Below are 12,621 nucleotides of genomic sequence, written 5' to 3'. Positions count from 1 at the left end.
ATATTATACGTAAGCTATTCGTATAATATACAGCTTTTATTTTTACTAGCCCTATTTTTGATTAAAGTAAATATGAAAGATAGAATCCAAATAACATTAAAACCTTTATGGTATAATAACCGTAAACTTGTAGCCATTGATTTTCATAATAATGAAAGCGTAAAAGAATATATTAATTCTTTGGAAGGTGTTCGCTACAGTAATATATATAAAACACATTACGTAATTTACCGAAGTAACATAATTAATGAGCTCTTTAACTATTTTAGAGCTAAGAAATGGTTCGTAGATTATTCTGCCTTTAAAGAAAACAACTCAAAACCCAAGAGAGAAGTAAACTATAGAGAAAACTATAAACTACCTCCGCTAAAAGATGAAAGCCTCAAGGAGCTCAAAAGTTTTGGAAAATGGCTTTTACAAAAACGTTTTAGCAAGAATACCGTACATACCTATGTGGAAGTTACTGGTCTTTTTATACGTTATATGGAACTTAAACAAATCAGCACAATATCTTCTCGGAGTGTAGAACAGTTCAACTATGATTTTATATTCAGCACAAAAAAATCCGTGTCCTATCAGAACCAATGTATTAGCGGTATAAAGCAGTTTATAGCTTTTAAGAAACTAACCATTGAAAATATTGATATTAAAAGACCGAACAAGGATAAAAAGTTACCAACTGTTTTGAGCAAACTTGAAGTAAAATCTATATTGGATGCTACCAAAAACCTAAAGCACAAAACGCTTTTGAGCTTAGTTTACTCTGCTGGACTTAGAATTGGTGAAGCCCTTAACATAAGACCGGATGACATAGATACCGAGAGGGGACTTATTCATATTAGGTCGGCAAAAGGAAGAAAAGACCGCTACACCCTACTTGCTCCTAGCTTGGTTCCCTTACTTCAAGCTTATTTAAATCATTATACTCCAAAACACTTTCTTTTCGAAGGACGTAATGGTGAAACCTACACTCAAGTAAGCGCAAGACAGGTTTTGAAAAAGGCTCTAAGGCTTGCAGGTATAAAAAAATATGCAACTTTGCATACGCTTAGGCACAGTTTTGCTACTCATTTGTTAGAAGGCGGAACCGATATTAGGTACATCCAAGAACTATTGGGGCATAACAGTCCAAAAACTACTATGATCTATACTCATGTTTCATCGACTAATTTAAGTAAAATTAAAAACCCTTTCGACAATTTGTAAAAAGTGATTATATTAGAAATCAAAATATTAAAAGTTGTATATCGATGAAAAAAAATCAAAAAATCATCGTTATACCTCCATAATGGAACATTATGGAACTTTTAATAACTCATATAAACAAGTTAGGGCACATTTGAAAAAAATCCGTTCTTCTTAAAAAAAGTCCGTTCAATTTCGTTAATTTGTAGATCTTGACAAAACAACCGAATGAAAAAAAATAAATTAATAGCACCATTTCTAAAATGGGTTGGCGGAAAAAGACAATTAATGCCAGCTATTAATGAGTTGTTGCCAAAAAAATATTCGACTTATTATGAGCCTTTTGTTGGCGGAGGAGCAGTATTATTTGAAATTCAGCCAAAAAAAGCAATTATAAATGACTTCAACTCTGAACTTGTAAATACTTACAATGTTATCAAAAATCAACCAGAAGAATTAATTGAAGATTTAAAAACTCACGTTAACGAATCTGAATATTTTTACAATATCAGAGCATTAGATCGTCAAGAAGATTTTGACGAACTTTCAGACGTAAAAAAAGCTTCAAGAGTTATTTATTTAAACAAAACTTGTTACAATGGTTTATATAGAGTTAATAATTCCGGAGAATTTAACTCGCCATTTGGAAAATATAAAAATCCCAATATTGTTAATGACGTAACAATCAGAGCAGTTAGCAAATATTTTAACGCAAACGACATTACGATTATTAATGGAGACTTTGAAAATGCAGTAAAAAATATTAGAAAAGGAGCATTTGTATATTTTGATCCACCTTATGACCCAGTTTCAAAAAGTTCAAACTTTACAGGTTACGTACAAGGTGGTTTTAATATGTTTGACCAAGTCAGATTAAGAGATTTATGTGATAAACTCGACAAACAAGGAGTTAAATTTTTAGTTTCAAATTCTGCAACTCAACTAATTTTAGACCTTTATTCTAAATACAACATAACTTTTGTAAAAGCGAACAGAGCAATTAATTCAGATGCTTCAAAACGTGGAGAAGTTGACGAAGTACTTATTAGAAATTATGAGTGATACAAAAAACGACATTGCTTGGAATAAGCTATTTTCAAAATATAAAATCTCGGAAAATGTTTTAAAAAATGGTGCTTTCGAGATTAATTCTACACAAATTAATGAGTTTAGAGAAGCTCGTTTAATGACAAAATTTGATTTCCGATCACAATTACCAGAAATTTTTGCAGAAAATAAACTTTCAATATTACCAATTTCAAGAGGTGGCTATATAATTTCAGACTTTGAGACTTTCAAAGATTTTGAGACCAATGATCCTACACTAATTAAAATTGACTTCCCAAATTATTTAGAAAGTATTAAACACGACAATATTACAAGCGAATCGACAGCTTTAAACTGTGCTTTTGTTACGGGAATTATAGAAGATTTTGTGCAAGACGAAGAAATAAAACCAACGGTTAGTGGTCGAATGAGTTCATCAAGTTTTGATTTTAATATCAAGACACTAAAATCTAATTTAAACATTGTTGTAAATAACAGTCAAATAGAAATAGATGGTGGTTATGAAGGAGTTAATTCATTAAGTTTAATTGAGGCAAAAAACTCAATTTCAAAAGACTTTTTGATTAGGCAAATGTATTATCCATACAAATTGTGGAATAACAAAATAACCAAAGAAATAAAACCAATTTTTCTAACTTATTCTAACGGTATTTTCCACTTTCGAGAATACGTGTTTGAAGATCCAAATCACTATAATTCACTTAAATTAAAAAGTGAGAAAAGATATGTAATTCGTGATGGAGCAATAAATTTGGAATTAATTCAAAAAATTGCAAACGAAATACCAATAACAGCGGAATTAGAAGTTCCTTTTCCACAAGCTGACTCGTTTGACAGAGTAATTAACCTTTGTGAATTGCTAAACGAAAATGGATCTTTAACACGTGAATACATAACTGTAAACTATGATTTTGACGTTAGACAAACGAATTATTACACAGACGCAGGTAGATATTTAGGACTGATCGACAAATCAAGAGAAAACGGAGAAGTAAATTACTTTTTAACTGATTTAGGTAAACGGATTTTTAGTTTAAACATTACCGACAGACAAATAGAGTTTTTTAAATTAATCCTATCTCACAGAGTTTTTAATCGAGTAATCAAATCATATTTTGAAAATTCAGAACAACCAAGTAGAAACGAAATTGTCGAAATAATGAAGACATCTGACTTACACAATATCAATTCTGATGTTACATTTCACAGAAGAGCATCTACAATTTCGAGTTGGATAAATTGGATTATCGACCAAATTGAGGAATAAAAACGTGCCCTAACAACGTATATAAAAAATAGCGGTTTTAGTGCTTAACACAAAGATAATCAATTAATTAAAAGTCTGTTATAAACCGAAAAGTCCGTGTGTAAAATCCGCTACTTTTCATATACAAGACCGTTGGCATTCATTGAGCAGAACAGTTAAAAATAAAATTTATGAGTAATTTAAAAGACATTAAATCAAAAATTGAATAATATGCGAATGACTCAAATCTGACTGAATTACAAATTGTTGCGAAACTCGAAAAACACTGCTTTAACAAAAAAGTAAATAAAAATTTAAAGTTGTATAAAGAGAAAAGTGAGTGAAATAACAAAAGTCCTAAAAATCTCGCCACAAAAATTTTATGGAATTTTGGAAAAGAAAAATATTGAACATAAGAAATATAAAAAAGAATAATTTAAAACAAAACGTTTGACTTTTAGCTCGTTTGCGGAATCGGAAACTCAACTGAAAAGCAAAATCCGAATTGATTACGGAATTTAGCCAGTTGCAGAATTATTCACTCAATCGGAATTAATAAAGTTTGCGGAATAAATCATCAACCAAATTTAATAGTAAAATGAACAAAAAAACTAAAACAATAATAATTGGAGGCTTAATTGGAGGAATAGCTTATGCCAGTATTATGGCTGGATTTGATTATTCTGACGGACAAGATTTTAGAGTTTGGAGATTTTTATTAAATGCAATAATCTTTGGAACATTTATGGCAATAATGAATATATACAACATTAAAAAACAAACGGAAGAAAATAAAAATAACGAATAGTAAAAACAACGAAATGCCAACACCGTGTATAATTAATTGCTATGTTCGTCCCTACTTGCGAATATTCCTGCGGAATATTCACGGGTTCGTAAAAGTTTGCTAACTTAGTTGCTGAACCACGCAACTAACCATACACAAACACGTTGTGAGTAATTAATTTGACTCTAGTTTAGCAAAACCAACGGTCTTACGATAAGTATCAGGTGATACTCCTACCTTCTTTTTAAAAAAACGACTGAAATAGAATTCATCGTCATAACCTAAAAAAGCAGCAACTTGTTTCACTGTTTTAGAAGTTAGATAAAGTTCTCGTTTCGCCTCAATAATGATCCTATTTGAAATTAAGGATGAAGTCGTTTGATTGAGGTATTTCTTAACGATACTGGCTAAAGTTTTAGGACTTACACATAGTTCATCTGCGTATTCTTGGGGAGAATGGAATTTGCAATAATTACTCTCAATTGCATCGACTAAATTTTGTAAAATTTCTGTTTTTGAATCTGACGATCTGGGAGTTAATTGTTGATCAAATTGTTTCTTATGTCTGACCGCTTCTATTAAAAACACTTTTAAAAATGCCACAAGAACTTCATGCTGAGCGATTGAGTCTTTGTCCATCTCTTTCGAAATTTGATCAATCAAATTAAGAAATAGGCTTTGCTCGTTTACAGTAAAATAGGGTAAACCATGGAAATTATTAAAAAGGAATCCCTCGGTCTCTATTTCGTTTTGATGTCTATATGTACAAAAAAAATCGGGATGAAAATTCAATAAATAACCCTGGCACTTTTCTTCAGAACGTATCATAAAAGGTTGATACGGAGCCAAACAAATCATTTGATTTCCTTGCAATTCAAAACTTTGAAAATCAACGCTTAGTTCATAGCTAATTCCACATAACAAAACGATAGAATAATAATTTCTTCTTTGTAAATGATCAAACTGGCTTAGATCGTTTAACTCTTCTAATCTAAACGCTAGTTCCCCGTTTTGTTTGTCTATAATTATTTGGGCCATACTAAATTTATTTTTTAGCTCATTCAAATTTAAAAAAAAGGAGTGCCAAAAGCACTCCTTTCTTAAATCAAATATTTATTTTGAAGCTAGAATGTTAATTTTTTGAATTGCTGAAGCATCAAAGCCTTCCAAAATTACAGGCGCATTCTCCATCAACGCTGCTGCTACTTTCCCTGTCAAATGAGCATCTCTGCCAGCGTCATCTGCAAACGTATCGAAAATGGCATAGGTTTCTTCATTGATTTTAAAAGCATACCATGATAAAGTTGCAGGCTCAGAACTTACCAATGACTTGCCCGCTTGTAAGAAATCCTCCACTTCAGATGTCTTTCCTTCTTTGGCTTTCATAATCACCAACAATCCCTTATTCTGATTACCCACTTTATGATTACTTGCTTGAACATCAACAGCCTTAATGTCTCTGCTAGCATCAAAACCTTCTAAAAGATCTCCAGCATTGGCCAATAAGGCTTTTGCCACTTCTCCTTTTAAGTGTGCCTGTCTGCCTTCTTCATCTTCAAATGTGTCATAAATTCCGAAAGTTTGTTCATCTATTTGAAATGCAAACCAAGATTCAGTTTTTGGTTCTGCATTTACCAATGATAAACCACCTAGAAGAAACTCTTTCACTTCTTGCTCCTTACCTTCTTTCGCTTTCATGATTACTAATAATCCAATGTTTTCATTTTTTGTGTTGTCCATAATATTACTTTTTTTAGATTGAGAAAATGTTTGAATTGTTATCCCTAGCATTAGAACTAGGCTACTTAATTTGATTAAACTTTTAAATTTCATTTTGACTTATTTTTGTTACACTGCAAATGTGGAACTAAATAAGGAGCCTTGGAATGGAGATAAGAGACTTAAGCATGGACAATTTTCCAGTGACAATGAAGAATGTAAAAAAGCTCATAATCGAGTAGACGGCTCCGTTAGTAAGAAAATAATTAACTTTACCAACAAACCATACTAAGCTGACAAATCCGCGTCTCTTGCTCCGCCAAATGGCTATAAACGATACCGTTGCGAGTAATTTAAATGAACATCGAAAATTCAATAATATTAGAAATTTTTAAAGGCATTTCTTTTTCAAAAAAAGAAATGAATCTTATTGAAAGTAAACTTAAAAAACTCAAGTTTAAAAAAGGGACTACAATATTAAAAGCAGATGATAAAGTGAACAATCAATATTATGTTTACAATGGATGTTTAAGAACTTACTTTATTGACAAATCTGGTAAAGAACATACTTTGCAATTCGCCATTAATGATTGGTGGATAAGCGATTATACGGCTTTCTTCACGGCATCCAAAGCGATTATGTATATTGAAACTATTCAGGAAGCTACTTTATATGAAATTTCCAAAAAAAGTATGGAAGAATTATTTGTAGAGATTCCACAATTAGAAACTTTTTTCAGAAAAAAAATGGAAAGAGCTTTTGCTAGCTTTCAAAAAAGAATATTAGCAAGTTTAGCCCAATCAGCTAAAGAAAGATACGTTTCTTTTATTAGCACTTACCCAAAAATTGAACAGACTGTAAAAAATTACCATATCGCTTCTTATCTTGGAATTACTACCGAAAGCTTAAGTAGAATTAGAAAAGAAATATCTGATAATTGATTTTATTACCATACATCAATTTTCAGTACTTAATTTGACAGTAATTTTGTCTCTAATCAAAAGAATAACAACAATTATAATCGCTTTAGCTTTATTTTCCTCTTGTGGTAAAAACACAAAAGAAAATAATTCTAATGAAAAAAAATTAAGTATTAACACAAAAAAAGCAAAACAATGAAAAAAGTATTATTTGTATTAACTAATCACGAAGATTTAGGAGATACTGGAATGAAAACTGGTTTTTGGATTGAAGAATTTGCAGCACCTTATTACTTATTAAAAGATAAAGGAATTGAAATTACTTTGGCATCTCCAAAAGGTGGACAACCACCAATTGACCCAAAAAGTAATGAACCAGATTTCCAAACTCCAGCAACCATAAGATTTAATGATGATAAAGAAACTCAAGAGATCTTATCTAAAACAATAAAATTGGAAACTGTCAATCAAGCAGATTATGACGCAGTATTTTATCCTGGTGGACACGGTCCTTTATGGGATTTAGCTGAAGATGAAAACTCAATTGCTTTAATAGAAGATTTTTATAACAACAATAAACCTATTGCTGCTGTTTGTCACGCTCCTGCAGTTTTTAAAAACACAAAAAATACGGATGGGACATCTTTGGTTAATGGAAAAAAAGTAACTGGATTTACAAACGGAGAAGAAGAAGCTGTTCAACTAACTTCTGTTGTTCCATTTTTGGTTGAAGAAATGTTAAAGAGTAATGGTGGAATTTACACTAAAAAAGCAGACTGGAGTCCTTATGCGGTCGAAGATGGTTTATTAATAACTGGACAAAATCCTGCATCTTCAGAACCAGTTGCCGAACTATTACTAGAAAAGTTAAAGTAAAAACTACTCACAACAACGTGTATAAGTAATAGCGACTTGGTTTTTTAATTCAAGTCGCTATTCTTTTTTATTTTGTAAATTACTTTCCAAAAGTGATCGCAAAAATTTCGCTAATACTCATACACAAATACGTTGGCAATAATTGACGAAAACTTCCCGAAGTTAATAGAATTAATCAAAAAATTATAAAAACTAATATTATGAAAATACTAATTAACTGTTTTTTAATTTGCATTACCTATACTAGCTTTTCCCAGTCGAAAGAATTAGTTATTCTGGATAATAACTCTAAAAAACCAATTGATTTAGTCCAAGTTTTTTATCCAAGTTTAGAAATCGGAAGTATCTCTAATGCAGATGGTAAAGTCAAAATACCTCTATTAGAAAACGAAATAATTGTGTCACATATAAATTATATTGAAAAGAAATTCTCTTTTGAGTTTTTCAAGCAAAAAGATACTTTATTTCTTATTCCAAAAACAAATCAATTAGATGAAGTTGTAATTTATAATCTTGATTTAAAACAGAAGTTTAAGGAGATTTTAGAAAATAGCTATTTAAAGAAATATTCAACAAAAAAAATAATACATAATTGTACCTACAAGGAAACTTTTAGTGTTAATGACTCTTTATCAAGATTATTTCAGGCACAATTAGAATGGTTTAGTAAAAATTCACTTTTCAAATCTAATATTGCAATAGATAAACAAAACATTATTAATCTACAATCGGTTGATTATTCCAAAATAATAGAATTAGATAATTCTTTAGCTAGCTCAAAGGCTGCGTATATTGAAAATAAATTATTTTTTCAATTCACGCACTTAAATTTATTATTAGAATTACTCATTAATTTAACGGATGACTATGAAATAAAATCAATAAAAAAGAATGAAAATACCAATACTGTTTTCTTTAATGCAACCTTGAGACAAAATGGGGAAGTAATTTACAATCATAAAAATAGTTTAATTGTATTTGATAAAGATTATAAGGCTATAAAACAACTAAAATTCAATATGATTTATGATACAGATTTTGAAGACGATATTTCAAAAATTTATAATATCCCTTACAAAAAGAAGACTGAAAGTCATATTACTGAACTTTCGTTTAATAAACTAAAAAATGGTAAATATTCGATAAGTTATTATATTTCAAAACTTAAAGGAATAATTAAAACTGAAAATAATACTGACAAAATTACCTCTGAACAAAGTTTATTTGTTACTCAAAGTAGATTAGGTGAAAAATTATCAAAAGGGAATATTGACTTTGATAAACCTTTTTACAAAAATTTACCTAATAGTCTGAAAAATGAAAATATTAAAATACTACTAACTGAAAATGAAAAAGAATTTTTAGAGAAATAAATTGAATTGAAAACAACTATTGCCAACAATGGCTATAAGTAATTGCTTGTTCTCGCCTACTTCTGAAAATCCTCACGGATTTTCAGTTTGGTGTGTACTTGCTAAGTTAAGTGCTAACCCACGCAACTACTCATAGCCGAGACCGTTGTGCACAAGCTGAAAAACTAAATGGATAATGAAAATTTAATTAGCGGACTTATTGGAGCTCTCATTGGAGTTTCAATTTCTGGAATTTACAGTCGACTAACTACTGCGATTAAATTAAATCGTATTAGAAAAGTAATTTTAGACTACAGTAAATTTATCGGACTTGATAAATCTGCTACTTATCTGCGAGATATGGAATTTATTAAAGGCTATATCAAAGCGGAAACAGAAGAAGAAATTTTAAAACATCAAAACGCGAACTACGCTGTAGATGCTATGCCAATGTTTTCGAGTGATATTTTTAAAAGCTTCACACAGGATGAATTAAGAAGAGTTGCTTATAAAACCAATGAATACATTAGAATAATTGACATTTCTTATAGTACTGACTTTTTAAAAGAATATTTACCTCTTGAACTTTATGAAAAATATAATCAAAAAGTGAGAGAACATATGGAAGATAAGAAAATTAAACCCGAAGATGAAATAAAACATTTTGAGGAGTGTGGATATTTAAAATCCCTTGCAGATACTGCAATTAATGAAATTGAAATGAAATCAACTCGTGCGGTAGAAACTCATAAACAGTTTCACGATTTAATTAAAAACCTAAATGGATGGAGTTTGTGGTGGATTATAAAATATATAGTAAAACAATAAAAAGCCAGTGCACAACAATGTATAACCGCAATTACGGCGGATTCGACTACGTCCGAATCCACTCGGAATTGCTAACATCTGTACTAAACCGAAAATTATCGTATATTTAGTCCGTAACTGACGGCTATACCAACACGTTAGCTGTTATTTTGACAACCAACGACCGTACATCATATTATTAACTTAAAACAAAATGATAAAATGAAACAACATTCTTATTACAACCAAGAAATCCACGGTAATTACGAGTTGATTTCTATCGGTGATTTTGAACTTGCAGAAGGTGGCAAAATTCCTAATCTCGAATTAGCGGTTCGCACATTGGGAACGCTAAATGCAGAAAAATCGAACGCCATTTTGATAACGACTTGGTTTTCGGGAACAAGTAAAATAATGGAAGACGTTTACGTTGGTAAAGGTCGTGCCATTGACCCTGACAAATATTTTGTTGTCATCGTCAATCAAATTGGCAACGGATTATCCACTTCACCTTGGAACGCAGATGAATCCATCATCAGAAGTAAATTCCCGTTTGTACGAATTGAAGACGATGTAAAAGCTCAATATAAATTACTCACCGAACATTTTGGAATCAACAAATTGGAATTGGTTGTAGGCGGTTCTATGGGTGCACAACAAACGTATGAATGGGCTGTGCGTTTTCCCGATTTTATGAAACGTGCCGCACCCATTGCCGGTTATGCCAAAAACACCGACCACGACTTTTTCTTAGCCCGAACTTTGATGGATACGCTAACTTTTGACCCTGCATTTAAAGATGGCGAATACAACTCTATTGAAAGTATGAAATCTGCTTTATCAAGACACGGAGATATATGGAATGTAATAGGTTATAGCACCGAAATGTGGCGTAAAGAATTGTATAAAAACCTGCAATTTCCTGATGCCAATACGTTCAGCGAAACTTTTACCCAGGCGTATTTTCAGCCAATGGACCCAAATACACTGCTACGCTGTGCCTGGAAGTGGCAACGTGGAGATGTAAGCCGAAACACCAACGGAGACCTAAGAGCTGCTTTGGGCAAAATAAAATGCAAATTGTATTGTATGCCTATTGACGAAGATATGTTTTTCCGCCTTGCAGATTGCAAAGCAGAGCAAGAAATGATACCAAACAGCGAATGGAAGCCGATAAAAGACGATTGGGGACATTTGGGTTTATTCGGTTTAAATCCTGAATATGTAAAGCAAGTGGACGAAATACTTGGCGAACTTTTATCGTTGGATTTATAAATACTTGAAAAAACAACAGCTAACAACGGCTATACGTAATGCGGGCGAGAGTGCCAACCGAAAGGGCGGTGCTTCTATTCCGCCAAAGCTACGCTTTGACGTTTTATGGAAAAGTAAGTTAAAACACAAAGCGTAGCTTTGGCTACCGTCAGTGCTAGACCGAAAGTGAAGTGCCTTTTAATCCCGCACTACGCATAGCCGCGACCGTTGGCAGTAATGTTAATCCGAATCCATACTACACACGAATTGAATTATTTTTTCGGACTTATTGCCAAAGATTTTCTTTCTATGATTGATACCCCAATTCTGCAATTCTAAAATAACTTTTTTTAACGTTTTAGAATGTTCTGTTGGCGTATATTTTGTTCGGACAGGAAAGCCATTTAAAACAGTTCTAATAATCAACTGATTTTCTTCCATATCTTTCAATTCCTTTGACAAAACTTTGGTACTTAACTTTGGAATACTTCGTTCTATTTCTCTAAAGTGTTTGTTTCCTTCCCAAATTGAAATTAGGATTAAAAGTTTCCATTTCCCACCTATTACATCTAAAGTGTCCCTTACAGGTAACAAAGCGGACATACACTCTTTGTGTTCTTTTTTTTTCATCTTATTTAATTTAATGATTACCTTAAGGTAACTGGTTACTAAAAGGTAACTGATTACAAACGGTAATCAAAAATAATTAAATTTGATGTACTATTAACCAAAACTATCGAAAAATGAAAAACAAGATTCTTACAGTATTATGTATCCTATTCGGATTAATGATGATTAATTCAGGGTTAAATAATTTCTTCAACTATATGCCTATGCCTGAAATGTCTGAAGAAATGATGCAAATTATAGGAGCATTTATGACAATAAAATGGATTTTTCCACTTGTGGCTATTGTTGAAATAATTGGTGGCTTTCTAATTGCAATTCCAAAAACAAGAGCGTTGGGTGCAATCATAATTCTTCCAGTTATGGTAGGAATTTTTGTGCATCATCTCGTCCTTGATATGTCAACTATTGGAATAGTACTAGTATTATTAACGATTAATATATGGGCAATTGTAGATAATTGGAATAAATACAAACCAATGATAGAAAATTAGCAAAGAAAATTTAAATATAGGTAGTAGTAAACTATCAACTTCATAGATTGTTGAAAAAACACTACTGCCAACAATGTATATAAGCCATAGCGGAATTAGTGCTTCGTCTGTGGCTTTTTTGTATATTTAAGGTCTGTGCTAATCCGAAAAATTAGTGTATTTAAATCCGCTACGGCTCATATACGAGACCGTTGGCAGTAAGTTGAACAAAGGCATCGTCCTGAAATAGGTTGACTAAAAAATCATTTAAAATTAGTCAACATATGGAACAACAATCAAAATCAT

At 31.5% G+C, this 12,621-nt stretch carries 13 protein-coding genes; 10 read left to right on the top strand and 3 right to left on the bottom strand.

Annotation, left to right across the window (positions count from 1 at the left end; genetic code table 11):
- Nucleotides 1–72: 72 nt before the first annotated feature.
- From QGM60_RS16000 to QGM60_RS15985, 4 genes are all read left to right on the top strand, one after another.
- Nucleotides 73–1,206: a tyrosine-type recombinase/integrase gene (locus QGM60_RS16000; protein WP_281141266.1), complete on the top strand. Its 1,134-nt coding sequence runs from the start codon at nucleotides 73–75 to the stop codon at nucleotides 1,204–1,206.
- A 207-nt stretch (nucleotides 1,207–1,413) separates the two neighbouring features.
- Entirely contained in the window at nucleotides 1,414–2,247 is an 834-nt protein-coding gene (locus QGM60_RS15995) for a DNA adenine methylase (RefSeq protein WP_281141265.1), read from the top strand.
- The gene (locus tag QGM60_RS15990; protein WP_281141264.1) at nucleotides 2,216–3,520 is read left to right on the top strand and encodes a hypothetical protein; all 1,305 of its coding nucleotides are present in this window, start codon (nucleotides 2,216–2,218) and stop codon (nucleotides 3,518–3,520) included. Before QGM60_RS15995 ends, QGM60_RS15990 begins: the two co-directional genes overlap by 32 nt.
- A 577-nt stretch (nucleotides 3,521–4,097) precedes the next feature.
- Nucleotides 4,098–4,307, top strand: a complete 210-nt coding sequence (locus QGM60_RS15985) for a hypothetical protein (protein ID WP_281141263.1) — start codon at nucleotides 4,098–4,100, stop codon at nucleotides 4,305–4,307.
- A 153-nt stretch (nucleotides 4,308–4,460) separates the two neighbouring features.
- Here QGM60_RS15985 and QGM60_RS15980 read toward each other — a convergent pair whose 3' ends face one another.
- Complete coding sequence (locus QGM60_RS15980; protein ID WP_281141262.1) at nucleotides 4,461–5,324, bottom strand: helix-turn-helix domain-containing protein; 864 nt, start codon at nucleotides 5,322–5,324, stop codon at nucleotides 4,461–4,463.
- Nucleotides 5,325–5,399: 75 nt separating this feature from the next.
- Entirely contained in the window at nucleotides 5,400–6,026 is a 627-nt protein-coding gene (locus QGM60_RS15975) for a hypothetical protein (protein ID WP_281141261.1), read from the bottom strand.
- A 336-nt stretch (nucleotides 6,027–6,362) separates the two neighbouring features.
- Here QGM60_RS15975 and QGM60_RS15970 point away from each other — a divergent pair, with 336 nt between their 5' ends.
- From QGM60_RS15970 to QGM60_RS15950, 5 genes are all read left to right on the top strand, one after another.
- A complete protein-coding gene (locus tag QGM60_RS15970; RefSeq protein ID WP_281141260.1) occupies nucleotides 6,363–6,947 on the top strand; it encodes a Crp/Fnr family transcriptional regulator in 585 nt (194 codons plus the stop codon).
- A 174-nt stretch (nucleotides 6,948–7,121) separates the two neighbouring features.
- Nucleotides 7,122–7,802 carry a type 1 glutamine amidotransferase domain-containing protein gene (locus tag QGM60_RS15965; protein WP_281141259.1) on the top strand — a complete coding sequence of 227 codons (681 nt, stop codon included), beginning with the start codon at nucleotides 7,122–7,124 and terminating at the stop codon, nucleotides 7,800–7,802.
- Between the two features lie 200 nt (nucleotides 7,803–8,002).
- Entirely contained in the window at nucleotides 8,003–9,175 is a 1,173-nt protein-coding gene (locus tag QGM60_RS15960; RefSeq protein WP_281141258.1) for a hypothetical protein, read from the top strand.
- 168 nt (nucleotides 9,176–9,343) lie between these two features.
- Complete coding sequence (locus QGM60_RS15955; RefSeq protein ID WP_281141257.1) at nucleotides 9,344–9,982, top strand: hypothetical protein; 639 nt, start codon at nucleotides 9,344–9,346, stop codon at nucleotides 9,980–9,982.
- Nucleotides 9,983–10,183: 201 nt separating this feature from the next.
- Nucleotides 10,184–11,236, top strand: a complete 1,053-nt coding sequence (locus QGM60_RS15950) for an alpha/beta fold hydrolase (RefSeq protein WP_281141256.1) — start codon at nucleotides 10,184–10,186, stop codon at nucleotides 11,234–11,236.
- A 219-nt stretch (nucleotides 11,237–11,455) separates the two neighbouring features.
- Here QGM60_RS15950 and QGM60_RS15945 read toward each other — a convergent pair whose 3' ends face one another.
- Entirely contained in the window at nucleotides 11,456–11,845 is a 390-nt protein-coding gene (locus tag QGM60_RS15945) for a helix-turn-helix domain-containing protein (RefSeq protein WP_281141255.1), read from the bottom strand.
- Between the two features lie 113 nt (nucleotides 11,846–11,958).
- On the opposite strand from QGM60_RS15945, the gene QGM60_RS15940 reads away from it, so the two are divergent.
- Nucleotides 11,959–12,336 (top strand): DoxX family membrane protein, encoded by a 378-nt coding sequence (locus tag QGM60_RS15940; RefSeq protein WP_281141254.1) that lies wholly within the window; start codon nucleotides 11,959–11,961, stop codon nucleotides 12,334–12,336.
- Nucleotides 12,337–12,621 lie beyond the last annotated feature (285 nt).

The organism is Winogradskyella sp. SYSU M77433 (assembly GCF_029911945.1).
Classification (GTDB): domain Bacteria; phylum Bacteroidota; class Bacteroidia; order Flavobacteriales; family Flavobacteriaceae; genus Winogradskyella.
This window is presented reverse-complemented; position numbering and strand designations above follow the sequence as displayed.

Excerpts from the sequence above, each read along its gene's own strand:
- QGM60_RS16000 (WP_281141266.1), top strand. The coding sequence starts at position 73 with ATGAAAGATAGAATCCAAATAACATTAAAACCTTTATGGTATAATAAC.
- QGM60_RS15995 (WP_281141265.1), top strand. The coding sequence starts at position 1,414 with ATGAAAAAAAATAAATTAATAGCACCATTTCTAAAATGGGTTGGCGGA.
- QGM60_RS15985 (WP_281141263.1), top strand. The coding sequence starts at position 4,098 with ATGAACAAAAAAACTAAAACAATAATAATTGGAGGCTTAATTGGAGGA.
- QGM60_RS15980 (WP_281141262.1), bottom strand. The coding sequence starts at position 5,324 with ATGGCCCAAATAATTATAGACAAACAAAACGGGGAACTAGCGTTTAGA.
- QGM60_RS15975 (WP_281141261.1), bottom strand. The coding sequence starts at position 6,026 with ATGGACAACACAAAAAATGAAAACATTGGATTATTAGTAATCATGAAA.
- QGM60_RS15970 (WP_281141260.1), top strand. The coding sequence starts at position 6,363 with ATGAACATCGAAAATTCAATAATATTAGAAATTTTTAAAGGCATTTCT.
- QGM60_RS15965 (WP_281141259.1), top strand. The coding sequence starts at position 7,122 with ATGAAAAAAGTATTATTTGTATTAACTAATCACGAAGATTTAGGAGAT.
- QGM60_RS15960 (WP_281141258.1), top strand. The coding sequence starts at position 8,003 with ATGAAAATACTAATTAACTGTTTTTTAATTTGCATTACCTATACTAGC.
- QGM60_RS15955 (WP_281141257.1), top strand. The coding sequence starts at position 9,344 with ATGGATAATGAAAATTTAATTAGCGGACTTATTGGAGCTCTCATTGGA.
- QGM60_RS15950 (WP_281141256.1), top strand. The coding sequence starts at position 10,184 with ATGAAACAACATTCTTATTACAACCAAGAAATCCACGGTAATTACGAG.
- QGM60_RS15945 (WP_281141255.1), bottom strand. The coding sequence starts at position 11,845 with ATGAAAAAAAAAGAACACAAAGAGTGTATGTCCGCTTTGTTACCTGTA.
- QGM60_RS15940 (WP_281141254.1), top strand. The coding sequence starts at position 11,959 with ATGAAAAACAAGATTCTTACAGTATTATGTATCCTATTCGGATTAATG.